Raw genomic sequence first — 23030 nt, 5'->3', positions numbered from 1 at the left:
ATATCACCTTTCCGAAAGCGAGATATTCCAACATCTTTCACGTCCAAATACGAACATTAATAGATGATTGTACTCTTAATATAAGGGCACATGGGCGGGAAGGCAAAACTTTTTTTGTAAAATAGCATATAGATTTTTTTGCAGCTAAACGCGGAGTGACGCAAAATGGCCGCAAAAAACCAAAAAAGACCCATTTCTTTGATCGGAAATAAGGTCTTTTGAATATTGTTTGCTTTTCGGGGAGAGGCTCCGAGCATCCGTTTGGCTTCTATGGCGTTAGTAAGACATGTACCGCCCCGTCGTTAAATTCAAGTCCGCCAGTTCATTTCCCTTCTGTTTGAAAATATAGTCGTTTTCCCCCTCCGCTCCGGCCCAGGCCACGCACAATACGACCCCGCCTTCGCCCGATGCGGCGAACAGAACCGAGAACATTCCGGGTGTCATCTCCCCGCCGTCGTCCACGCGCCAGGTCGAAACCGGATCGTAGTCGGCCGTGAAATCCTTCGCCGCGATCCGCTCCCCCTCCCGCAGCACGAGAGACGCCGTGATCTTTTTTCCCCGCTTCCGGAATTGAACCACGTACAGCTCTTTGTCCGGCGCAATGTCGGCTATTTTCCAAATCTTCTCGATCTTTTGGGATTTGGCAGCCTCGATGTTCCGCTTTACTTCGTCACTTGCCCCTACCCTTATTTCGGGCTTCACCTGCAGCAGGGAGGCGACGTTAAACCTGCCGCTGTTGGCCAAATAATAGGTTTCGTTCGGCTCGGCATTGCCGTCCACGACTTCGTACAGCAGTCCTTGGACGTTGCTGAAGTTGTTCGCGGACCGGGTTCCGTTATCCTGAGGGCCTTGAGGCTGTTTTTTGACGAATCGGATGTTGAGCGGCCGACCGTCTTTTCCAATGGCTGTATCGAGGTCGTCTGCCTCCATGTTTTCGAACGAAAGGATGTACTTTCCGGTGTTGTCCGCAAAACCGTAGGTATTTGCAAGCCGGGCCGCATCCAACCGCGGCAGGCTGCCGGACTGGGCTCCGGCTTGCTGCTGCGAAGCAGTTGTTTTCGTTCCTTCCGTGCCTGCCCCACGGGTTGGGTCGGGCTCGGAGCCCGCAGCCTCGAAAGTCCCGTCTTTCGGTCCCGATGCTTGCTTCGCCGGTTCGTCTGCACCCTTACGATCCGTTCCGCTGCCGCCGGGATCCGCCGTTTCGCCGCCCTCTTGCATGACCGTTCCGGACGGCACCGGGGCGGCATGACGCTCCGTCTTGCCCGCCTCCGTATTGGAACATCCTCCGATCACCAATGCGGCCAATAGAATAAAAAGCGGTCTTTTCATCTCCTTGCTCCCTTTTTATGGATTTATGATCTAAACGCAGCGGCGCTGAAAAAGTTTCAGCTCCTTATCGCCCTTTTCGGGCCGGGTGAACATGCCATTTCCGACAACCAGCGTACCTAGACCAGCCTTGTGCAGAACTCGGATGACACCGAGCTCCATCAGGCCAAACGAAAAGGGGCCTTATTTCCTGGGGAATAAGGCCCTTTCCACCCGCATTTTCATTCGGCGCGGCCGATCGCGCCGCAACCATGGTCGGCTTCGTGCAGCATCGCGCCGGCAATCGTCATAAAATCGTCCCGCCGGATCTCAAGATGGCCATAACGGAACGAATAACCCCAATGCGCATTTCCGCGCGCAAAGGTGAGCCGGTCGAGCAGGCCGGCGATCTTCACTTCGCGGCAAGGGGAATACCGGATATTTCTTCGGAAGGGCACAAACGATTCCGACATCGGGAATGCGTACACTTCGTCGTCGGCAACCTCCCCTATGGCGGTAAACGCCTGCAGCGGACGACCTGTACCCATTTCCGTTCGCGGCGAGTAGTAGATCAGCCAATCACCCCGACGCATCTTTCGCAGCGGCGCCGACTTGCCGTGGCAGAGCTGGGCGAATCCTCCCGCTACCCCCCGTTTGACATGAGACGCCGATACCACGCCGATCCAGAAGCGGCTCTGTTCGTTGATTTGTTCGAGTTGCATATCCGTTTTCCCTCCCTATGGATGAAGAAGGCTTGCTTTCCTATGAAGCAGCCTTCCTGGTCTTCCTTTTCAATATACAAAAACGCTCCTGACACCCTTATGTCAGTAGCGTTCGGAAGTTTTTTCGACTTAGACTTACATGTTTTTTCCGCGGGTTTTCCGCCGGCCGTACAAGGAGCGGATCCCGTCGGCGGCCAAATAAAGCAGAGGAATCAGCTCGGCGACGATCAGGAGCGGGACAAAGCCGTGATCGATCAAATAATCCAGCTCCGGCACCGTCCGCACCATAACCAGGGAAAGACCCACCATCGCGACGGTCATCGAAAGCGAAAACGGCTTATGGTCCTTCAGCCCGAAGGCATGCGTCAAGCCGATCACGGATATGAACAGCAGCAAGCTGATCTTAATGAACAAGCTGGAGAGCCAAATCGCGATAATGAGCGGGTCCAAGTTTTCAAAAAAACCTCCCGGAGGAATGTACCGGATCAGCTCCAGCTCCGGATAAGTCAAGTTTCCGGCCAGGGACGGCCCAAACAGCAAAATCGATGATATCAGGCCGACCAGAACGATGACGATCGAGGTGACGGTCGCCCAACAAAGGGACTTCATCGTTTTTGCGTGTTTTGCGAAAAAAGGAAACAGGAACACGATAAACGCCATTTCCCCGTACTGTGCCGCCATCGAATAGCTCCCGTTCCATATTCCCGCAAAATTGAAATGGTTCACGAGGGCGATGGCCATGTTGAAATTAAGCTCTTTGTAAACAAACGGCGGAACCATAAAAATCCAAACGGCGCTGATGAAGAAAAAACCTTGCGCGGCCCGGAAAATGGTTCCGACTCCCGAACGGACGACATAAACGAAGGTGCACCCGAACAGCATCGCAATCGCCCAATCCGGCGTATCCTGCAAATAAATTTGTAAAATCAGATCCAATAGCTCCCGCAAAATAAGCGCAGCGACGAACAAGGCCGTAAACAGCATCACGAAGGTCAACGGATAATGCAGCCATTTGCCGATCAGTTCCCCGCCGTAGCTTGCAAAAGTCCGATCCGGCCGCTTCAATGCCAAACGGTAGGCGCCGTACGTCATTACCAAGCCCAGGCCGGCTCCCACAAGCAGGGAAACCCAGGCCATGTATTGGGCGCTTTTGATCAGCAGAGGGATGATAAAACCGAGCGTGGTCGTATACAGGTATTGCGAATACAGCATATAGATCTGGGATTGCGAGACCTTCTCCTTCGGCATGACAGCCTTCCTTTCATTTCCCTGCTTTCAACAGCTTCTCGACAGGGCCGAATATCCCTTCGATCAGCTTGGCGATCGTCCACTGGTGTTCCCAAAAGTATAATGCCTCCAGGAACAGGCACATCACAATCGCAGTACCCAATACGGCAGCAAACGTGCGTTTTTTTCGTCTTTTCTTGGTGAGGTACCGCCACTCATAACCGATGATGCAGATGTATGCGATGCCGATGACGATCATTTTTCATCCCTTCGTTTCGGAGTCAATGTATTCACGACCGATTCCTTGATCGTGCCGATCTGCCGAATCTTCACGTCCGGCCGCACACTGAACGCCAGAGATTCCGCGTAAATCTCCCTCCAATGCGGTTTGATGCGTTCCCACTGACGGGGGTAAGTCCAATCGATGTAGCTCGAGAAATTGAACGCGTCCGTTTTCATGCTCCTGGTTTTGGTAATGGCTCCGGTAATTCTCCGGTGTATTTCGCTGTTCAGGCTCTGTTCGACGAGCTTCAGCATTCGAGGATCTTCCAAATCGATGTTGGAATCGGATGACAGAACGCCGGCGTCCGCGTCCGTTTCGATCTGTATCAAAATCCGGCTGCGCGACAGTTTCGGTTTCGTACGGGTATGTGCATTTCGGATCATGAAGCTGATATCCTTTCCATCCGTCGGCGATTGCACCGTAATCTCCGCATCCTTCAATTTGCCGAGGATCCATAACCCGCCCCGCATTTCCTTCATGGTTAACATGCCGACCATCCTCCCCTCTTTCAGGACGGCGGCGCCCACCGGATGAACCCATGTCTGCTCCTTTTCCTTTTCCGTTTCGATCCTGATCTTGTCAAGCCGCAATAAAGGAAGCACCGCATCCCCGCCGTTGTAATTGGCTGCCATTACATCTTTGGAGGCCGTATCGATCGTGGAGCGGAATTGGGAAAAGGCCGCCACAACATCGCTGGGAAACCTTTCGCTGACGGTGGCGATCGTGGCGATATCACGAGCTTTTTCCGTCGTGACGTATATTTTGGAATTCAAGTAAAAAGGCGCGTTGCGCCCGATAAACTCGAGTACCGGTTCGATCCCCTCCTCCGCCAGCTCCCTGCCGACGACGATCACCCTCGTTTGCCCAAAATTGATTCTTCGGGTCAGATTGGCCTGTATATTGCGGTAAGCTTGACCAATGTCGGCTCCGGCTTGCGTCATGTAAGAATGGGCCTTCCCCTCCTGCTGCCCGGTACCCTCCGCTGTTCCCGGAATCAACCGGTTCGGGAGCGGAAAAACGAGCGTCAGTTCGATGCCTTGCTCCGCTTTGTCCACGATCAACATTCGCACGAAAAGCCGCTCGTTCAGCTCCAAAGAAGACCAGCAGCCGCTCAGCATGAGCAGAGGGAGCGAAAAGACGGCCAACATGACGGCTTTTCGTATCATCGGTGCCTTTTTCAATCCCCTTCATCCTCCTGCACGACGTTTTGCCTTCTCCGGTTCGCCCCTGCGAAAGCGGGCCGTTTGTTCATCAGCGGCCACGGCACCCGGATGAACGTATCTTTGAGATCCCTGATGATCAATGGCGTCAGCGGCGATAAATACAGCGTCCCGAACGAACGCAGATTGATCAGATGGATATAAATTAAAATCAAGCCGCAAGCCAGTCCGAACAGGCCGAACACCCCCGATAAAATCATGATGGGAAACCGGAGCAGCCGAAACGCCAATCCCAAATCGAAGTGGGGGCTAATGAAAGAGGCGATGCCGGTAAGGGAAACGATAATGACCATAAAGGCCGAGACGATTCCCGCCTGCACCGCGGCCGTCCCGATAATCAGCGCACCGATGATGGAAACCGATTGGCCGATCGCTTTCGGGATGCGGACGGTGGCTTCCCGCAGCGCCTCGAAGGCGATCTCCATGATAAAAGCCTCGACAAGCGCCGGAAAGGGAACGATCTCCCTGGAGGCCGCGATCGATATCAGCAGACTCGAAGGGATGATCTCCGGGTGAAACGATGTGATGGCGATATAGGTGGAAGGCAGCGTCAAGGAAGCAATCAGAAAGACGTACCGGATCCACCGGATCCATGTCGCCGCCACGTAATGCTGGAAATAATCCTCGGCGGCCTGCATCAGCATGAACAGGGTCACCGGCGCCATCAATACGATCGGCGTTCCGTCCACGAGAATGGCTACCCTTCCTTCGAGCAGGGAAGCCGCGGCCACGTCGGGCCGTTCGGTGTATTGCATTTGGGGAAACGGAGAAAAAGGGCTGTCTTTGATGAACTCCTCCAAATAGCTGCTTCCGATGACGCCGTCGATCTCGATTCCCGACAATCGTTTTTTTACTTCTTCCAGCAGTTCCGGCTTGCAAATCCCCTGCATGTAAGCAATGACCACTTTGGTTTTGGTTTGCGTGCCGATGTCCATCGACTCCAGTTTAAAGGACGGGGTTTTGAGGCGTTTCCGGAGCAACCTGATATTGACGTCCAGGTCTTCGATAAAGGATTCGCGCGGCCCCCGGATGACGGATTCGTTCGGCGCTTCCTCGATCGCCCTTTTTTCGATCGAACTGCATGGTATATCAAGCATTCGCGGGTCTCCGTCGACCAACAGCAGCGCGTGCCCGTCCAAAACGGCGGCAAGTCCCTGATCCATGTCGGTGACGACGCTCAGGTCCGTGACGGACAAACGCTTTTGCTCGAACAGCTGCTCGTTGAACCTCCGTGCGTCTTCGGCTTCCAGCGAAAGCAAATCCCGCAACAATTCGTCCTGGACCGTGTTTTTGTCGATCATGCCCCGGAAAAATACCAAGGCGCATCTCCGGTCCGCGCCCGCATGAAACGTATGGATGATCAAGTCGGAGCAGTGGACCAGTTCTTGCCGCACCCACTCCAGCCGTTCATCGAAGGTTTCCGGACGTTTGGCGCTCCGGTCCGCGGGCAGCGACTCTCGGGACTCCTGCGGCTTTTCTGCGTTTTTTCTTTTTTGCGACCAAAAACGTATCGACATAGCTGCTCCCGTCCTTGATGTAATGTGGGTCACCCAAACGCTTCAATAGTTTGTTATTCAAAGCTTTGCTCCGCAAGGAAAATTTTATTCAACTTGGCGGGCTCTTTCCGGCGGGTGACCAACAGCCATCCGTCCATCCATCCCCGTTAACCCTTTCGTTAACCATATGTTTCGCTGCCCTTTGCAGGTTATCCCGAATCCCCCTCCTCCCTGCCGTTGATTCCGCTTGTTTGATTAACCGTTTAATTATATAATTCATTCCGTACGCATGTTTATTACATGTTCGACCGCATGATGAATACGACAAAAGGTGGATATTTTCATGGAATTCAACGTAAACCGAGACAGCCTTTCCTTATTTGCGGCCCTGGCCTCCGACACGAGAATTAAAATGGTAGAGATGCTGAGCCGGGAACCGCTCAATATCAAGGAAATGGCCCAAAAACTCGGCATCTCTTCGGCCATCGTCACCAAACATGTCCAACAGCTGAAGGAAGCCGGCATCATCGACACCGAAATTTCGTCCGGAAAGCGCGGCATGCAGAAAAAATGCTTTCTGGTCCTGGACCGGCTCACGCTCGTTTTCAAGCCGTCCGGCAGCGCGGACGAAATTATCCATCCGGACCAAAACGGCTATTCGGTATCGATTCCGGTCGGCCATTACGTGTCCTATCAAGTCAAGCCTACCTGCGGGCTGGCATCGGAGGCCAAGCTGATCGGCATGCGGGACGACCCCCGCTATTTTGCCGAACCGGAACATGTCCATGCCCAGCATCTCTGGTTCGCCAGCGGTTACGTCGAATACCAAATCCCCAATTACATGGTAGAGAGCAAACTTCTGACCGACATCCGCATCTCGCTGGAGATCTGTTCCGAAGCTCCGGGTTACGATGAAAACTGGCCGTCGGACATTCTGTTTTCGGTCGGCGGGGTTGAGGTTTGCAAATGGACGTCCCCGGGAGACTTCGGCAGCGTGCGCGGAAAGCTTACCCCGCTTTGGTGGGATCAGGGAAGCACCCAGCACGGGCTGCTCAAAACGCTCTGGATCAATGCCGACGGCACGTTCATGGACGGCGTCCGGCTGTCCAGGGTCAGCATCCAGGACATTCCCATCGCCCCCGCCAAACCGATCCGCTTCCGGATCAGTTCGCCCGAAGATGCCAAATATCCCGGCGGCGTCAGCCTGTTCGGCAGAAACTTCGGCAATTATGAACAAGACATCGAAGTGCAGATCCGTTATTAACCCTCCTCTATATCCCCCGGCCCCATCCTCCTTCGTTGCCGGTTATGAACTCTTTCGATTACGTGCATACTAAATGCTACGCATGGATTTTGGCTGAATCCTCTAGTATACGAAAACATCGAAGGAGGTAGGGGCATGAACACTTCCAATACGAGCGAGAACCCGCATACCCTTCCGGTTCCCTTGCATATCGACCGCAGCTGGCTGGATCAGCTGAATAACCGCCTGGAAAAAGGAGGCCCTTGGGGAGACTGGGGGCTGGCGCAGCTGGCCATCCGGGGAGAGGAAGCGCGGCTGGTCACCAGCTTCGACGAACTGCAGTGCCTGAAGCATTTGCAGGGACTTTCCCCGCTCCCGCATCAGCTTGACACCACGCGCAAGGTGCTGTTCGAAATGTCCGGCAGAGCCATTTTGGCCGATGAAGTGGGCCTTGGCAAAACGATCGAAGCCGGGATGATTTTGAAGGAGTACATGATTCGCGGCCTCGTATCGAAAGTGCTGATCCTCGTGCCTGCTTCCCTTGTGCTGCAGTGGGTGCGCGAGCTCAACAGCAAATTCGGCATTCCCGCCATCGCCCAGAAAAAAGCCTACACCTGGCATTCCGATATCGTCGTCGCGTCCATCGATACGGCCAAACGGGATCCGCACAAAGACTTTTTGCTCAGCCAGGAATACGACATGCTGATCATAGACGAAGCCCATAAACTGAAAAACAAAAAGACGACCAACTACCAGTTCATTCAAAAGCTGCGCAAAAAATATTGCCTGCTCCTCACGGCCACGCCGGTGCAAAACGACATGACGGAGCTGTTTAATTTGATCACGCTGCTGAAACCCGGGCAGCTGGGCCGCCAGGGCGATTTCGCCACCAATTTCGTCGTCGGCAAGCGGCAGCCGAAAAACCAGGAGCAGCTGAAGGACGAACTCGCCAAAGTCATGATCCGAAACCGCCGGGGCGAGGGCCCCGTCCAGTTCACGAAACGGCACGTCACCAACGTCAGCCTGCAGCTGTCGCCTGAAGAACAGGCTTTGTACGACGGCGTGACGGCCTTTGTCAAAGACGAATACCGGGCGTCCGGAGGAAATCTGAGCAGCATGCTGTCGCTCGTGACCCTGCAGCGGGAGGTTTGCAGCAGCCGGGACGCGGTATTCCTGACGCTGGTGAATCTTTCGAAAAAAATCCCGGACGAATCGCCCCTCACCGCCAAGGTGTGGGAGCTGGTCAACGCCATTCGCGCGATCAAGGCCAATACCAAAGCCGAAAAAACGATCGAGCTGATCCGGCAAATGAACGAAAAGGTCATCGTGTTCACCGAATACCGGGCGACCCAGGAATATTTGCTCCAATATTTTCAAAAACACGGCCTGATTTGCGTTCCTTACCGGGGCGGCATGAACCGCGGCAAAAAAGACTGGATGATGGATCTTTTCCGCGGGCGCGCCCAGGTGATGATCGCGACCGAAGCCGGCGGCGAAGGCATCAACCTGCAGTTTTGCCACCATATGATCAACTTCGACCTTCCGTGGAACCCGATGCGCGTCGAGCAGCGGATCGGGCGGGTCCACCGCCTCGGACAGCAAAACGACGTCAAAATTTATAACCTGTCCACCTCCGGGACGATCGAGGAGCATATTCTTCATCTGCTCCACGAAAAGATCAACATGTTCGAAATGGTTATCGGCGGGCTCGACGTCATCCTCGAACGGTTCGAAAAACAGGAATCGCTGGAAAAAAGACTCGTCAAAATGTTTCTCGAATCCGACTCGAACGAGGAAATCCGGCAAAAAGTGAACTCGCTTGGCCAAACCCTGGACCAAATCAAGCAGCAGGTCGATTATGAATCGGAAACGATGAAGGAGGAGGAAGCCTGAGATGAGCATGTCTCCGCAGGAGGTCCAGGAACATATGATGACCTACCTGGAAAGCACGGAATGCCAGATCATCGAAAAATCGCCGTACCATGTGACGGTCAAGCTGTCTCCGCAGGCTGACCGGCAGCTGACGGGCAGGCCTTATTATTGGGGATTCGTCGACCGAACCGGCGCGGAACCGGAGACGTTATCCTTTACGTTCGTTTTCGACCCGGAACGCTACGACCAACACGAGCAGGAAAAAACCGCGGCCGCGCGGCAGCAGGATCATCTCCTGTCGCGTTATTACGGAACGGCGCCCCTCCTGCCGCAGCTCGGCCCCGGGCGCATCCAACGCGAGGACGTCACTTACGGCAGCGCAAGGCTGCAGCAGATTTGGAATGCCGCCCGCCAGGAAGGTTTCTGCCTGTATCTGTTCGAGCAGCCGCCTTCGCTGCAGCGCGAAACGCTGTTTTCGGCCCCTTACGAGCCGTGGCTGGGCGTCTGCTTCAAAGCGGAAATGGCGTGCGACATGAAAAAGGAAGAACTTCATTTCATCGGAATTTCCCTTGTCAGCGGGCAGATCGCTTCCCCGTTTCCCGATCGGCTGAAGGGACTGGCCTTGAGTCCGCGCCTGCCCGAAAACGTTCATATCAAGCCGGCAACGCTTTCGATTGACGCCGCAGCCGGACTGCTGGAATCCTATTTGACCGGAAAGCTTGCCGAGATGGACTACGGCTGGGCCGAACAGGCAAAGGAACGCCTGAAGGAGGAACTCGCGGTCATCGACATCTATTACGAGGATCTTCTGAAGGAACCCGACGAGGAGAAGCTGGCCGCGATCCGAGAGCAATTCGCCAGCAGACGGAGCGAAACGACATGGCAATACGAGCCCAAAGTACATCTGTCCGCCATAACCTGCGGCCTGTTTCATCTCCGCTCAAAAGGGTAGATTTATTTAGACCTTCCTCGCTAAAAGCAGGCAAAAATAGAACCGGAGCCGCCTCCGTCCGCGTGACAGCATGCAACAGCCTTTTTACGGCTTGTCCATTACAATAAGAAAAAAGTCTATCGGCGTGCTTCAAAGAAAATCAATCGCCATTTAGCGAGCTTATCCCGGGATGAACCGAATGTTCGTCCTGCCGTAAACTTTAAAAGCCTATGTATCTCGGGAAAAAGCGGAAAAAAGGAAAGGGTGAACCCAATGAACCCTGCGACTATGCTTTCTTTTGCCACAAAAACGGCGGCTGCGCTCCTTCTCGCCGGATGTCTCGTCCCGACAGGGGCCGCGCTTGCATCCGGCAGCAGCGGCGCCTCGAATTCCGACGCAGCGACCCATTTGGCCCTGCCGGCCTCTACTGCCGTTTACGGCCTGCGTCAAGCCGCCGTCCCGTCTTCGCTGCAAAGCTTTACGGAGACCATCGTGAGCGAGCTTTCGAAACAAGATTCGTTCCAGGACTGGAAGGACGCCGGCATCTCGTACGATCCGCTCGGACCGGGCACGCACAGCTGGCTTGTGACCGTCAGCCGAGACGGCAAACCGGTCGGCTATTTGTTTCTGACCTCAACCGATGACGGCAACTACATGCTGAGCGAATACGGACGCGAGGATGCGATGCCGTTCAACGCCCAAGCGCTGCGTGAGCAATTGAAAGAACGAGGCATCCTCGGGCCGGGTTCGAAGCTGGCCGCCGGCTCAAACGTCGAAGCGCGTTACTTTACCCTGCTGCCGGTGTGGAAAATTACGCTGCCCGGCAAATCAACGATTTATCTTCACGCGATTACCGGCGAAGAGCTTCCGGTGCCGTCCGGCCGAGAAAAAGCGCCCCTTGGAGGCCTCGCTTCCCGAAAAGGACTCCATCTGACGAGCACGATGCTGCCAAAGCAGCAGCGGACAAGCGATCCGTACGATAATCTGCTTTGGCTTCAATCGCCGAAGCTATCGCTGACTGGCAGCCAGGATTTGCTTCAAGCCATGCGGAACGGACGAAGCAGCCTCGTATTTACGTCCCCCGGGCGAAATGCGGACTTTGGAGCTCCTTTCGTCGTGAACGGACTGCATGCTTGGCAGGTTGCGGGCATCGGCAAAGAAACGTTATACGCGGCCACCGGACCGAACGGCACCAGGTTTCTTCCTGCCTCCGAGCTCATGGCGCGGGGCGAATTCCGATCATTGAACGTATCCTATTTATGAAGCCAAGTGCGAAGCAGCCGATATGTTGAACATAACAAAGACGCCCGGCCATACTCGGCAAGGCGTCTTTTTCAAATGTATTCCCGATTTTTTATTTCCGGTCTTTTTTGTCGGACGGCCGCTTCATCAACATGATTCCGAGCGGGATCATGCCGAACCATTTTTCCGACCAAGGTTCCTTCGTTCTGCGCCGCCGTTCCTCTTTGGGAGTTTCCATAAACGTCACGACGCGTTCCGTGATGTATTTGACAAGCTCTTCTCCGCTAGCCACTTGTGCGCATCCCCTTTCGCAGCTGTGATAGCATTAGCTTTCGCAAAACCCCGCGTTTTTAAACAAAGCTTCCCCGGAATCCACCGCGGCAGTTTATCCCATGATTTGCAACGTCCATCCTACACATGCATTTTTTTCCGACAATTGCGCATTCTAAAGCTGTGCAGGAACGGACTGGACCAGACTTTGGTTCATCCGGATACGTTTCGAAAGGATGGCCTCAACGTATGAACAAACTTTTGAAGCCCGTTTTTCTCGTTTTTATGGCGTCTGTGCTTGCCTTTCCTCCAACTGTAAAGGCTCAGCATGCGCTAAGCCCGGAGGAAGTGAAGGATCACCCTGCGTTTATCCGCGACGTCATCATCATCGATGCGGGACATGGCGGCATCGACGGAGGAACGTCATTCCAGAATATTATGGAAAAAGACATCAATCTTGCCATCGCGCAAAAAGTGTTTATGCTCCTTCGCAGCATGGGCTACCATGCCGTGCTGAACCGGACAGGCGACTACGCGCTGAGCGAGGAAAACCATTGGCTTGGCACGAGGTCCAGGCATTTGCGGGATTTGGCGCAGCGAAAAGAGCTCAGCCGGCAAATCCCGACCCTGGTGGTCGTCAGCCTGCATGTCAATTGGGGACGAAACACCTCCAAACGCGGCGGACTTGTCCTTTTTCAAAACGAAGGCCGCAGCGTCCTGCTTGCCTCGGCCATTCAGCAACAGCTGGATCAGCTATACGGCTTTAAAGGAAATATCGAGCATGGCCGTCCATTTTACCTGTTGAACCAAATTGCCGATCCGGCCGTCATTGTCGAAACCGGCTTTCTCAGCAATGCCGCAGACCGCGCCATGCTGACCGACCGCAGAGGTCAATTGCAAATCGCCAAGGCGATTGCGGACGGGATCAATTATTATTTGACGGTAATATAGGCGAAGGTTGCCAGCCCCAAATATCCCGCACCAAGTCGCTGATGCCGACGAAAGAGACATGCTCCTGCAATTTCGGGGCAACGTTTTTCAGCACTTCGGCCGTCTTTTTGCCTTGCGTTCCGACATGTCCGATCGTGATGCAGTTGTCATGTTCGAGGGCATACGCTTCGACGGCTTTCATTTGTTTGGCAATATGGCTGACCGTGTGGGAGTCGTCGAGAAAAATATGGTTGGCGACCGGCGGCATGCCCATGTTTGCGGCCAGTTTGCCCACGACCGAGTGGTAGTTCGTTTTGCTGTCGACAAAAAACAGCCCCCGCTCGCGGCATACCTGCAGCACGATGGACATGATCCGCTCGTCGCCCGTAATTTTCGATCCCATATGGTTGTTCATCCCGATCGCATGGGGAACGTTGTCGATCGCCTCTTCGACCTTTCTCCGCACCTCTTCATCGCTCATTTTGGACGTAATCGCTCCCGGTCCGAGCCATTTCGGGTTTCCATGCTTCGGTTCCATCGGCATATGGACAATGACGTCGTAACCTTTTTGATGAGCCAGCTCCGCATCGGTTTGCGTCGTCGGAAGGAACGGCATGATCGCGACGGTGAGCTTGATCGGCAAGGACAACATCTCTTGCGTCCCCCCCTGCCCGTTCCCGAAGTCATCGATGATTACCGCAACCTTTTTTTCTTTTTTCGCGGCCTTTTGAGCGGCTTCCCCGTGTTTTCCCTGTTCAAGGAACGTTTTCAAATCCGCATACGCACCGTACGACTGCTGCGCCGATGCGCCGAATGCGGGGACGGCAGCCAGAAGCAGGACCAGCCCGGCGGTCTTCATGCACATGCCCCAACGTGATGTCTTCGATGATTTCAAGAGCCCTCTTCCTCCTTTTCGCTTGCTGCAATACTTCTTCCCTCATTGTTTGAGAAAGCAGGTGGAAATATGTATTCGTCTCCAAAAAGGAAAAGATAAAAAAGCGACCAACGCGTATCATCGCGTTGACCGCTTCGTCATGTTAGCCAAGGTTACGGTTTCGCCGGCAGTCCGTTCGCCTCCCGGATCAGGGTGAAGAACGGGTCAGCGAGAACCGGCTGGAACTCCGGACCCAGCGAATCCGTCAACCTCACCACATCGGTCGGCGTCATGCTCCAGGCCAGCAGTCCGAGCGATACGAACAGCGGCGATTGGCCGTCCCAGTTCGCTTTGGCTTCCGCCAGCACCTTTTGCCCGTCCTCTACCGTGCCGATGCCCCGGATCGTCGACACCGGCAGGTTCCCGTTTAGAATATCTACTCCGAAACGGTCTTCCCAGCTCAGGAAAAGCCCGTTCGGCCGGTAAGTCTCCGCATACGCTTTGACCACCGTATCGCCGAGCGGAACGTTTTGGTTCGCCACACGGTTCAGGACATATGGAACGGTCATGCCGGTCTTTTTAAGATAGGAAGAAGTTTTTTTCAGGAAATCGGGCAATGTTGTCTCCGGCCAGGCGTTCGGGTAGAAATAACCGCCGCCGGACGGGCCTGCGACCCATTGGTCGTTGGCGGTGGCGGTGCTCCGGTAATAGCTCAGCATCGCAGGCGCGCCGTCATAGAGCAGCGGGCTGGAGGTCCAATTGATCGGCACTTTGCCGCGGTTCGGGTCGTCCCACAAATGGCGCAAACGGTGCTGGTTGTACTGGAAGTTATCGCCTTCGCTGAAGGTATAAGTGACATATATTTTATTTTCAAGCTTCGGCGCCTTGACCTTTTCGTTCGGGAGCGGACCGAGACCTTTCGCCTGCGTGCCGGAGAATACCGTCAGGTTGCTGAACCAATCGGCAGCCAGCACGTATACGCTGTGATTCGACAAAAGCTCCACCCCGTTGAACTCGCCTTCGGTATCATTGCTGAACCAGCCGAGATAGGGCGTCCCCGCCGGAACATCGGACAGGATTTTGTCGAACAACGCCTTTTGCTCCGGCGTATTGGTGCCCAGCCAGAACACCATCGCTTTGTTGGCGACCGCGTAATCGCGCAAATACCCGTAAGGCTCCTTCCGTTCCGAAGAAGGCGGCGCTTCGTTGCCGGCATATACTTTGAACTGGTTCCACATGTCCACCGAAGCCGTCAACGACTTGGTCCCTGCCGGCAATTTAAACTCGTAGACGAAGTACCGGCCGTTGTCCGCAAACCGGTGTCCGCCGCTGCCGCTCGAGAGCTGGGAGCTTTGGGCATCGTACAGGAAAGGGGTTTCGCCGTCGGTTCCAGGCACGAATCGGGCGATGGTCCGGCCGTCGGCTTGTACCGTTACTTCATGAACGGCGGAGCCCCATCCGTCCTGCTGGAAAGCATCCTCGAACCGAAGGTATACCGCATCCCTGCCCAAAAAAGAGGTCAGATCGAGATCATACGTGTTGCGGTTTTTGGCATCGCGTTCCTGCGTCTTCTCCTCCGCCACCACCTTAAACGACGGCGGAAGTCCCGGAGGCAGCTTCACCGACGTATCCGGGCTGAGCCCGATGAGCATCCGGTGCGTCGTCTGCTTCCACAAGTTCTCGTACTGCCAATTGTAGGCGTCCATCCGATCCTTGAATTTGCCTTGAAGATCATCGAGCACGTTCAGGCCGTATGGAGCGGCCGTGAGGTTCGGCACGAGGTCCGGACTGGCCACAACGGCATCCTTCAATCCGGCAAGCGTCGTCGCCACGTTGATGCTGTCCGGCACCTTCGGATCGTATACGATAAGTCCCTTCGCTTCATGTTTGAATTCCGATACCACTTCCCAAGGGTCGTTATGCACCGTATAAGGCACCTGAAGATCGTTCAGCCAGGTCATTTTTCCTTCTTCCTCGTTTTCAAGCAAATAAATCCGCGGTTGATTCCGGTTGACGATGCCCTGCAGCGTCGCCAGCAAAATTTTGACATCCCCAGGCGCGTCGTAGACATCCGCCACATCCAGATGCTTAACTTTGGCGAACGACGGGAGCGCTTGCGAATCGGGCCACTTGATCCCCTTGGAGGAGGATGACGGGCCGGCTGCCGATTCCGCTGTTGCATGAAGGGACATGGACAGCACGCAAACCAATGCGAGACAAAGCGTGGTGAACTTTCGTAACATGAACAATGCACCTCAACTTTACGCTGAATTGGTCGGCAAATGAAAGAAAAGACCTTGTTCTACCGGCTGAACATTCAAGAATCCCGCACACGCTGTCTCGCCTGAAAACTGAACCGATATTTCTTTCACTGCAGATATATAATACATATTTAATATATTAAATATGCATGTTCAAGACATTCGACAAAAGTAGTGTAAAAATAGTGCTGTCGGCGCATCGTTAAGCGGTTCATTCAGCCCGTCTCTTTCGATTGATATTCCGGCGATTGATACTCCGGCATTACCCCAATTCGCATACGACTCTCTGGCCATGAGGCCGGCCGGCTTATCGATCGATTGCGGCGGCATGACGCTTTTCACGAAATTTATCGCGATTGGGAATAAATGGAGACGAGTCGGCATGTTTATAAAATGATAGGGTATACGCCGATGGCTGGATCGCACCCGCTTCATCGTTTTTACTTCGGCCCGGTGGACCACTTCATATCAAAAGAGAGGGGTACGCTATGCGAAAAAAACGAAAATCCATGCTGGCGGTGCTGCTATTAACGGCTGTAAGCGTTTTTATGAGTGCTTGCGGAAGCAGCGGCCAGGACGCCAACTCTTCCCCGCCTCCGAAGGCGAACAACGAAAAACCCGCCGAGCCGGCGCCCGGGAACAAGACCGAAACGCCGAAGGAGCAGGTCTTCCGCTTCAATTTGCATTCGAATCCGCCCACGCTTGATCCCGGCCAGTCGCAAGACAACGTGTCGTTCGCCGTGCTTAACGGGCTGTATGAAGGGCTGACCCGGAGCAATGAAAACGGCGAGGTGGTCCCGGGTACCGCGGAGAAATGGGATGTTTCTTCGGACGGAACCAAGTATACCTTCCATTTGCGGAAGGACGCGAAATGGTCGAACGGAGATCCCGTGACTGCGGCTGACTTCGAGTTTTCGTGGAAGCGTGTGCTCGATCCGAAGACCGAGCCTGCGCCTCCGTACGCCTATCAGCTGTACTACATCAAAGGCGCGGAAGCATATAACACCGGAAAAAACGCCGATCCGAATTCGGTTGCCGTCAAAGCCGTCGACGCCAATACGCTTGAGGTCGAATTGGAGCACTCCACTCCGTATTTTTTAAGCCTCCTTTCATTCCAGACCTATTTCCCTGTTCATTCTTCGGCGAAAACCAATCCGAAGTGGGCCTCCGACGCAAGCACCATCATATCGAACGGCCCGTTCAAAATCAGCGAATGGAAGCAGCAAAGCTCGCTTGTGCTGGTGAAAAACGACCAGTACTACGCCAAGGACGACATCAAATTCACGAAAGTGCAGATGACCATGGTCGACGATTCCGGCTCGGAGCTGAACATGTACGAAACCGACCAGCTCGATTTTGCCGGCATGCCGACCGGACGCATTCCAAACGAACAGATTCCGGTCCTGAAGCAGACGAAGCAGAACGAACTCGAGATCAAGGGCATCGCCTCCACCTACTACTATTTGTTCAACAATAAACAGAAGCCATTTAATAACGTCAATATCCGCAAAGCACTGGCGATGGCGATCGACCGCCAGCAGATCGTCGACAAGGTGACGCTCGGCGGACAGCTGCCCGCATTCGGCATCGTTCCTCCGGGTATCGCCGGGGAAAATGGCGAATTCCGTTCAGAGCACAAGGACGATTATTTCAAGGAGAACGTTGAGGAAGCGAAAGCGCTGCTGCAAAAGGGGCTTAGCGAGCTGGGGTTGTCCGCCATGCCTGAATTCACGCTCAGTTACAATACGGACGAAAGCCACAAAAAGGTAGCCGAAGCCGTCGCCGACATGTGGAACAAAAATCTCGGCATCAAGGCGAAAATCGAAAACCAGGAATGGGGCGTCTTCCTGAAGAACCGCACCGCGCTCAATTATCAAATGGCCCGGGCCGGATGGATTACCGACTACAACGACCCGATGTCCTTCATCGATCTGTACATGACAGGCAGCGGGAACAACGATATCGGATACAGCAATCCGGAGTACGACAAGCTCGTCCGCGAGGCGAAGGAGTCGCAGGATAACAAGGAGCGGATGGAACTGATGGTGAAGGCCGAGCGCATACTGATCGAGCAGGATCAGGCCATCCTTCCGCTTTACTACTATACCAACGTCGCCCTCAGAAAACCGAATCTCAAAAACGTGTATATCGACTATCAAGGAAATATCGTCTACAACCGGGGTTACTTCGAATAACGGGCGCTTATTGACCTGCCCGGCATGAAGTCCGTTCGGGATGCGCTTGGCTGCTGGCTGCCGGTGCGTCCCGCTTCTTCATATCCGCGGAGGAAGGAACGAACCTGACTAGAAGGAGGATGCAGCCATGATTCGGTACTCCTTGACCAAGCTGTTCTATCTTGTGCTTTCGCTGTGGGTACTCGCTTCCGTCACGTTTTTGCTCATGAAGTCCATCCCCGGCGATCCGTTCATGTCGGAAAAGGCGGTTCCGCCGGAAATCCGCGCCCGGCTCATGGCCCAATACGGACTCGATAAGCCGCTTTACGAGCAATATTTCGTCTATTTGTCCAACCTGGCAAAAGGCGACTTGGGCATTTCGATGAAAATGCAGGACCGGGAAGTCGGTCAAACCATACGCGATGCCTTCCCCTATTCCCTAAAGCTCGGCGTCGTCTCGATTATCGTGTCGGTGATCGTCGGCATCGGCCTGGGCATGGTGGCGGCGCTGCGGCACCGCAAGCTGCTTGATTCCGCCTCGATGGTTATCGCCGTCTTGGGCGTATCGGTTCCCAGCTTCGTGCTGGCTTCGTTTTTTCAATATATTTTCGGCGTACAGCTGAAATGGCTGCATGTCGTCGGCCTGAACGGGCCGCTCGATTACATTATGCCCACCCTGGCGCTCTCCGCCCTGCCGATCGCCTTTATCGCGCGCCTGACCCGTTCGAGCATGCTTGAAGTGTTAACGGCCGATTACATTAAAACCGCCAAGGCCAAAGGCTTGTCCAGCAGCGCCATCATCCGGAGGCATGTGCTGCGCAACGGCATTCTGCCCGTTGTCACCTACCTTGGGCCGCTCACAGCCAACGTCGTGACAGGATCCTTCATCATCGAGCAAATTTTCGGGATCGGAGGGCTCGGCAAAATATTCGTCACGAGCATCAGCAACCGCGATTACTCGCTTATTATGGGCATTACCCTATTCTATGGACTCATTCTCATGTGCGCCCGTTTCATCACCGACATCGCGTACGGACTCATCGATCCCCGTATCACGCTCGTATCGGGAAAGGAGAAAGCCGTATGACCATGCCCCATTCCTCGACCGCCGAAGAACGCGCCTTGACGTTGGAAGATTTCCGGAAGGCCGACGTCGGCGAACATGCGGCGGAAGCGATCGGACAACCAGGCTTGTCCGCATGGCGCGAAGCCTGGCTGCGCCTGCTCGGCAACCGGGTTGCCATGGCGGCCCTTGCCTTCCTGCTGCTGATCATCTTGATGGCGATCATCGGCCCGGTGCTGACGCCCTACGATTACTACTCCAACAACTTGGATCAGACGAATCTGCCCCCTTCCGCCGAACATTGGTTCGGAACCGACGATCTCGGCCGCGACATGTTCGCCCGAACGTGGATGGGCGCCCGCATTTCGCTCACCGTCGGCTTCTCCGCCGCGGCCATCAATCTCGTGATCGGCGTGGTCTACGGCGGCATCATGGGTTACGTCGGCGGACGCCTCGACGACGCGATGAACAAAATCTCCGAAATCATCTACTCCGTTCCCGATTTGCTGGTGGCGATCCTGCTCGTGGTGGTCTTCGAGCCGAGCCTGGGCACGATTATTTTGGCGCTGTGCGTGACCGGCTGGATCAATATGTCCTGGATCGTGCGCGGGCAGATGATGCAGCTCAAAAACCAGGAATATGCCCTCGCCTCCCGTTCCCTGGGTTCGCCTCACATGCGCATTTTGTTCCGGCACCTCCTGCCGAATGCGATGGGCCCGATTATCGTCACCTTGACCTTGGCCGTGCCGACGGCCATCTTCAGCGAAGCGGTGCTGAGTTTCCTTGGGCTGGGCGTGCAATCCCCGGCCGCGTCCTGGGGGACGATGATCAATGACGCGCTGAAGACCATGATCATTTATCCTTGGCGCCTTGCTTTCCCTGCGCTGTTCATCAGCTTGATGATGTTGTGCTTCAATCTGTTCGGAGACGGGCTTCGCGACGCGCTCGATCCGAAAATGAAAAAATAAGGACAAGGAGGGTTCTCCCATGCAACCGTTGCTCGAAGTCCAAGATCTCCGCGTCTCCTTTCCCGTCCGCGGCGGCGAGGTGCAGGCCGTGCGCGGCATCGGATTCCATGTCCAGCCCGGCGAAGCCGTCGCCATCGTCGGCGAATCCGGCTGCGGCAAAAGCGTGACGGCCCAAGCGATCATGCGGCTTTTGCCGCAGCAGACCGCCCGAATCCGCGAAGGAACGATCCGGTTCCAGGGAAAAGATCTGCTGCGTTTGAAAGAGCGGGAGATGCAATCCATTCGGGGCAAGGATATCGGGATGATCTTCCAGGATCCGATGACATCGCTGAATCCGACGATGACGGTCGGCCGCCAGATTACCGAGGTGCTGCACAAACATCAACGTTTGACGGCAAGCGAAGCCAAACGGCGGGCGATCGATATGTTGGAGATGGTCGGGATTCCCCATCCCGCCTCGCGCTTCTCGCAATATCCGCACGAATTCTCCGGCGGGATGAGGCAGCGGGCGATGATTGCCATGGCACTGGCCTGCCGCCCGGCGCTGCTCATCGCGGACGAGCCGACAACGGCTCTGGACGTGACGATCCAGGCCCAGATTCTGCGGGTGCTAAAATCTCTGCAGCGCGAATTCGGGACATCGATCATCCTGATTACGCATGATTTGGGCATCGTGGCGGATCTGTGCGACCGCGTGATCGTCATGTATGCCGGCCAAATCGTCGAGACCGGCACCAAGCGGGAAATATTCAAGCAGCCGCAGCACCCGTATACCCGTGGATTATTGCGATCCCTGCCGCGCATCGACCGGAGCAAGGATGAGCCCCTCGTGCCGATCTACGGCACGCCGCCCGACCTTTCCAAGCCGCCGGCCGGCTGTCCGTTTTGGGCCCGCTGCGGGGATGCGATGCGCATCTGCCAGGAGCGGCTGCCGGGAACGACCGCCATCGGGGAAACGCACAGCGCAAGCTGCTGGCTGCTGCATCCGCTGGCACGGGAGGTGGCCAGATGAGCACAGAGCCATTGCTCCGGGTCCACCGGCTGAGCAAGCATTTTCACTTGGGACGGGGCCAGACCTTGAAGGCCGTCGATGACGTGAGCTTCAGCGTCCGCCAAGGAGAGACGCTTGGAATGGTAGGCGAATCGGGATGCGGAAAATCGACGGCGGGACGGACGATTCTCCGCTTGTACGAGCCGACGGAAGGGGAAACCTGGTACGGGGGAACGAACATTTATCGGCTCAAGCCGCGCCAGCTGAAGGCGCTCCGCCGGGAGATGCAGATGATCTTCCAGGATCCCTACGCATCGTTGAATCCGCGCATGACGATCATGGACATTATCGGGGAGGCGCTGGACATTCACCGTCTCGCCGACAGCCGTTCGGCGCGCAGGCATCGGGTCGAGGAGCTGCTCCACATGGTTGGCTTAAACCCCGATCATGCCACCCGCTACCCTCACGAGTTCTCGGGCGGACAGCGCCAACGTATTGGGATCGCCCGCGCGCTCGCGGTCGATCCGAAGTTCATCATTTGCGACGAGCCGATATCGGCGCTGGACGTATCGATCCAGGCCCAGGTCGTCAATCTGCTGAAAGATTTGCAGAAACGGCTTGGACTGACGTACCTGTTCATCGCGCATGATCTGTCCATGGTCAAACATATCAGCGATCGCGTTGCCGTCATGTATTTGGGGCAAATCATGGAGCTGGCCGACAGCGAAACGCTGTATGCGGATCCGCTGCACCCGTACACGCGCGCGCTCATGTCCGCTATCCCCGTCCCGGATCCCGACGTGGAGGCGGGCAAGGAGCGGATCGTGCTCAGCGGCGAGCTTCCCAGTCCGCTCAAACCGCCAAGCGGCTGCCCCTTCCGGACGCGATGCCCTCACGCGGCGGCGGTCTGTGCGGAAAGCAAACCCGAGCTCCGGGAAGCGAAACCGGGGCGCATCGTCGCCTGCCACCTCGTTTAAGAAACCGCGATTCGTCAATTTCTTAGCGGATTGCATAAAAAAAAACAGACCCGTAAATTATGAACATAATTTACGGGTCTGTTTATAAGCGATGCGGTCGAGAGGACTCGAACCTCCACGGGGGGTTAGCCCACACGGACCTGAACCGTGCGCGTCTGCCAATTCCGCCACGACCGCATATGTATTCATCGCTTCGCGCTTTTGTTTTTCCAACTCTTTCGCGGCGACAAGATAGATCATACCATGATTTTAAAATATGGTCAACACTTTTTTTGATATTTTATTAGCATCCATTTTACGACATGGGAAATCGGAAGCAACTGCCAGCAAAAAAGCATTGATTAAAACGCAGCAGGCGGGATAAAATAGGAACATGGGTTCCCATAAAAGGCGGTGATCCTTACATGACTGCACCAGGCATAACCCGCGACGAACTGGCGCTGATCAAAAGTTATCTTCTGCTGCAATACATTCACAAAGTATTTGAGCGGGACCTTCGCATCATGGAAGAAAGCGGCGTGTTCAAAACGCCCGAGCTGTATATGGAGGTGGTAGCCGGAGGCGACCGCCAAGCCCTAACGCTGCTGTCCGGCGTCAAACGCGAATTCAAAAGCCGCCGAATCCGCGTATACCGCATCCTTCAAGACGAACGCGGCATCGGCGCGGAATATGTATGCAGGGGTTACACGGGCGAAATGAACATTTTATGGCCGGCTTTCCGCAGCGAAATGATGGCCCGCATGAAGGCTTATCTGGGACTCGTTCCGAATGTCGGCACCGGCTTTTCTCCGGGCACCCCTCTTTCCCCTCCTGTTTCGACGACGTAAAGGAATCCCTTGTCTTCCCGGATCGGCGGCACAGAAGTTCGGGCTGAAGCCGGAGCCTGCTTTGGAGCGCAGCGCTGGAATATGCATTCCCCAGCTGCAAAAAAAGCCGCTTTAACACCGGAGAAACCCTGCCATGCAGGCAGGAGGATTCCCC

20 protein-coding genes and 1 tRNA gene are annotated in these 23030 nt (G+C 55.1%); 11 read left to right on the top strand and 10 right to left on the bottom strand.

Annotated features, from left to right (window positions below; all coding sequences use genetic code 11):
• Positions 1–276: 276 nt before the first annotated feature.
• The 6 genes from AC27KL_RS06900 to AC27KL_RS06875 all read right to left on the bottom strand — a co-directional run bounded on the left by AC27KL_RS06900 (position 277) and on the right by AC27KL_RS06875 (position 6274).
• On the bottom strand, positions 277–1329 hold the full coding sequence (locus AC27KL_RS06900) for a hypothetical protein (RefSeq protein ID WP_487169249.1): 1053 nt from the start codon (positions 1327–1329) through the stop codon (positions 277–279).
• Positions 1330–1547: 218 nt separating this feature from the next.
• Positions 1548–2027 (bottom strand): EVE domain-containing protein, encoded by a 480-nt coding sequence (locus AC27KL_RS06895; RefSeq protein ID WP_487169248.1) that lies wholly within the window; start codon positions 2025–2027, stop codon positions 1548–1550.
• A gap of 135 nt (positions 2028–2162) precedes the next feature.
• Complete coding sequence (locus AC27KL_RS06890; RefSeq protein ID WP_487169247.1) at positions 2163–3275, bottom strand: GerAB/ArcD/ProY family transporter; 1113 nt, start codon at positions 3273–3275, stop codon at positions 2163–2165.
• 13 nt (positions 3276–3288) lie between these two features.
• Positions 3289–3513 (bottom strand): hypothetical protein, encoded by a 225-nt coding sequence (locus tag AC27KL_RS06885; protein ID WP_487169246.1) that lies wholly within the window; start codon positions 3511–3513, stop codon positions 3289–3291.
• The gene (locus AC27KL_RS06880; protein WP_487169245.1) at positions 3510–4718 is read right to left on the bottom strand and encodes a Ger(x)C family spore germination protein; all 1209 of its coding nucleotides are present in this window, start codon (positions 4716–4718) and stop codon (positions 3510–3512) included. The genes AC27KL_RS06885 and AC27KL_RS06880 overlap by 4 nt, the downstream gene beginning before the upstream one ends.
• Positions 4715–6274, bottom strand: a complete 1560-nt coding sequence (locus tag AC27KL_RS06875; RefSeq protein ID WP_487169244.1) for a spore germination protein — start codon at positions 6272–6274, stop codon at positions 4715–4717. The genes AC27KL_RS06880 and AC27KL_RS06875 overlap by 4 nt, the downstream gene beginning before the upstream one ends.
• A gap of 322 nt (positions 6275–6596) precedes the next feature.
• On the opposite strand from AC27KL_RS06875, the gene AC27KL_RS06870 reads away from it, so the two are divergent.
• The 4 genes from AC27KL_RS06870 (at position 6597) to AC27KL_RS06855 (ending at position 11562) form a co-directional block, all read left to right on the top strand.
• The gene (locus AC27KL_RS06870) at positions 6597–7517 is read left to right on the top strand and encodes an ArsR/SmtB family transcription factor (RefSeq protein WP_487169243.1); all 921 of its coding nucleotides are present in this window, start codon (positions 6597–6599) and stop codon (positions 7515–7517) included.
• 135 nt (positions 7518–7652) lie between these two features.
• Positions 7653–9389 carry a DEAD/DEAH box helicase gene (locus AC27KL_RS06865; RefSeq protein WP_036706761.1) on the top strand — a complete coding sequence of 579 codons (1737 nt, stop codon included), beginning with the start codon at positions 7653–7655 and terminating at the stop codon, positions 9387–9389.
• 1 nt (position 9390) lies between these two features.
• Positions 9391–10320, top strand: a complete 930-nt coding sequence (locus tag AC27KL_RS06860; protein WP_339321530.1) for a YqhG family protein — start codon at positions 9391–9393, stop codon at positions 10318–10320.
• Between the two features lie 252 nt (positions 10321–10572).
• On the top strand, positions 10573–11562 hold the full coding sequence (locus AC27KL_RS06855) for a hypothetical protein (RefSeq protein WP_487169242.1): 990 nt from the start codon (positions 10573–10575) through the stop codon (positions 11560–11562).
• 91 nt (positions 11563–11653) lie between these two features.
• Here AC27KL_RS06855 and AC27KL_RS06850 read toward each other — a convergent pair whose 3' ends face one another.
• The gene (locus AC27KL_RS06850; RefSeq protein ID WP_036706753.1) at positions 11654–11833 is read right to left on the bottom strand and encodes a YqzE family protein; all 180 of its coding nucleotides are present in this window, start codon (positions 11831–11833) and stop codon (positions 11654–11656) included.
• Between the two features lie 227 nt (positions 11834–12060).
• Between AC27KL_RS06850 and AC27KL_RS06845 the strand changes: the two genes are divergently transcribed.
• A complete protein-coding gene (locus AC27KL_RS06845) occupies positions 12061–12762 on the top strand; it encodes an N-acetylmuramoyl-L-alanine amidase (protein WP_340998029.1) in 702 nt (233 codons plus the stop codon).
• On the opposite strand, the gene AC27KL_RS06840 is transcribed toward AC27KL_RS06845, so the two are convergent.
• Entirely contained in the window at positions 12737–13636 is a 900-nt protein-coding gene (locus AC27KL_RS06840; RefSeq protein WP_340998027.1) for a divergent polysaccharide deacetylase family protein, read from the bottom strand. The genes AC27KL_RS06845 and AC27KL_RS06840 overlap by 26 nt on opposite strands.
• A gap of 152 nt (positions 13637–13788) precedes the next feature.
• Positions 13789–15858, bottom strand: coding sequence for a GxGYxYP domain-containing protein (locus tag AC27KL_RS06835; RefSeq protein ID WP_487169241.1), 2070 nt, complete (start codon positions 15856–15858; stop codon positions 13789–13791).
• 506 nt (positions 15859–16364) lie between these two features.
• Here AC27KL_RS06835 and AC27KL_RS06830 point away from each other — a divergent pair.
• From AC27KL_RS06830 to AC27KL_RS06810, 5 genes are all read left to right on the top strand, one after another.
• The gene (locus AC27KL_RS06830; protein WP_487169240.1) at positions 16365–18071 is read left to right on the top strand and encodes a peptide ABC transporter substrate-binding protein; all 1707 of its coding nucleotides are present in this window, start codon (positions 16365–16367) and stop codon (positions 18069–18071) included.
• A 127-nt stretch (positions 18072–18198) separates the two neighbouring features.
• Positions 18199–19137 carry an ABC transporter permease gene (locus tag AC27KL_RS06825; RefSeq protein ID WP_339321536.1) on the top strand — a complete coding sequence of 313 codons (939 nt, stop codon included), beginning with the start codon at positions 18199–18201 and terminating at the stop codon, positions 19135–19137.
• Positions 19134–20081, top strand: coding sequence for an ABC transporter permease (locus AC27KL_RS06820; protein WP_487169239.1), 948 nt, complete (start codon positions 19134–19136; stop codon positions 20079–20081). The genes AC27KL_RS06825 and AC27KL_RS06820 overlap by 4 nt, the downstream gene beginning before the upstream one ends.
• A 19-nt stretch (positions 20082–20100) precedes the next feature.
• Positions 20101–21093 carry an ABC transporter ATP-binding protein gene (locus tag AC27KL_RS06815; protein WP_487169238.1) on the top strand — a complete coding sequence of 331 codons (993 nt, stop codon included), beginning with the start codon at positions 20101–20103 and terminating at the stop codon, positions 21091–21093.
• A complete protein-coding gene (locus AC27KL_RS06810; RefSeq protein ID WP_487169237.1) occupies positions 21090–22049 on the top strand; it encodes an ABC transporter ATP-binding protein in 960 nt (319 codons plus the stop codon). Before AC27KL_RS06815 ends, AC27KL_RS06810 begins: the two co-directional genes overlap by 4 nt.
• Positions 22050–22141: 92 nt before the next feature.
• On the opposite strand, the gene AC27KL_RS06805 is transcribed toward AC27KL_RS06810, so the two are convergent.
• Positions 22142–22226 (bottom strand) — tRNA-Leu (locus tag AC27KL_RS06805).
• Between the two features lie 227 nt (positions 22227–22453).
• On the opposite strand from AC27KL_RS06805, the gene AC27KL_RS06800 reads away from it, so the two are divergent.
• Positions 22454–22876 carry a YhjD family protein gene (locus AC27KL_RS06800; protein ID WP_339321540.1) on the top strand — a complete coding sequence of 141 codons (423 nt, stop codon included), beginning with the start codon at positions 22454–22456 and terminating at the stop codon, positions 22874–22876.
• The last annotated feature ends 154 nt before the right edge of the window (positions 22877–23030 follow it).

The organism is Paenibacillus sp. YAE3, from assembly GCF_057546105.1.
Note: the sequence above shows the minus strand (reverse complement) of the source record. Positions and strands in the feature narration are given on the sequence as shown.

What these genes read in the sequence shown, in the direction of transcription:
- AC27KL_RS06900 (WP_487169249.1), bottom strand. Translation starts at nt 1,329, where the DNA reads ATGAAAAGACCGCTTTTTATTCTATTGGCCGCATTGGTGATCGGAGGA.
- AC27KL_RS06895 (WP_487169248.1), bottom strand. Translation starts at nt 2,027, where the DNA reads ATGCAACTCGAACAAATCAACGAACAGAGCCGCTTCTGGATCGGCGTG.
- AC27KL_RS06890 (WP_487169247.1), bottom strand. Translation starts at nt 3,275, where the DNA reads ATGCCGAAGGAGAAGGTCTCGCAATCCCAGATCTATATGCTGTATTCG.
- AC27KL_RS06885 (WP_487169246.1), bottom strand. Translation starts at nt 3,513, where the DNA reads ATGATCGTCATCGGCATCGCATACATCTGCATCATCGGTTATGAGTGG.
- AC27KL_RS06875 (WP_487169244.1), bottom strand. Translation starts at nt 6,274, where the DNA reads ATGTCGATACGTTTTTGGTCGCAAAAAAGAAAAAACGCAGAAAAGCCG.
- AC27KL_RS06870 (WP_487169243.1), top strand. Translation starts at nt 6,597, where the DNA reads ATGGAATTCAACGTAAACCGAGACAGCCTTTCCTTATTTGCGGCCCTG.
- AC27KL_RS06865 (WP_036706761.1), top strand. Translation starts at nt 7,653, where the DNA reads ATGAACACTTCCAATACGAGCGAGAACCCGCATACCCTTCCGGTTCCC.
- AC27KL_RS06860 (WP_339321530.1), top strand. Translation starts at nt 9,391, where the DNA reads ATGAGCATGTCTCCGCAGGAGGTCCAGGAACATATGATGACCTACCTG.
- AC27KL_RS06855 (WP_487169242.1), top strand. Translation starts at nt 10,573, where the DNA reads ATGAACCCTGCGACTATGCTTTCTTTTGCCACAAAAACGGCGGCTGCG.
- AC27KL_RS06845 (WP_340998029.1), top strand. Translation starts at nt 12,061, where the DNA reads ATGAACAAACTTTTGAAGCCCGTTTTTCTCGTTTTTATGGCGTCTGTG.
- AC27KL_RS06835 (WP_487169241.1), bottom strand. Translation starts at nt 15,858, where the DNA reads ATGTTACGAAAGTTCACCACGCTTTGTCTCGCATTGGTTTGCGTGCTG.
- AC27KL_RS06830 (WP_487169240.1), top strand. Translation starts at nt 16,365, where the DNA reads ATGCGAAAAAAACGAAAATCCATGCTGGCGGTGCTGCTATTAACGGCT.
- AC27KL_RS06825 (WP_339321536.1), top strand. Translation starts at nt 18,199, where the DNA reads ATGATTCGGTACTCCTTGACCAAGCTGTTCTATCTTGTGCTTTCGCTG.
- AC27KL_RS06820 (WP_487169239.1), top strand. Translation starts at nt 19,134, where the DNA reads ATGACCATGCCCCATTCCTCGACCGCCGAAGAACGCGCCTTGACGTTG.
- AC27KL_RS06815 (WP_487169238.1), top strand. Translation starts at nt 20,101, where the DNA reads ATGCAACCGTTGCTCGAAGTCCAAGATCTCCGCGTCTCCTTTCCCGTC.
- AC27KL_RS06810 (WP_487169237.1), top strand. Translation starts at nt 21,090, where the DNA reads ATGAGCACAGAGCCATTGCTCCGGGTCCACCGGCTGAGCAAGCATTTT.
- AC27KL_RS06800 (WP_339321540.1), top strand. Translation starts at nt 22,454, where the DNA reads ATGACTGCACCAGGCATAACCCGCGACGAACTGGCGCTGATCAAAAGT.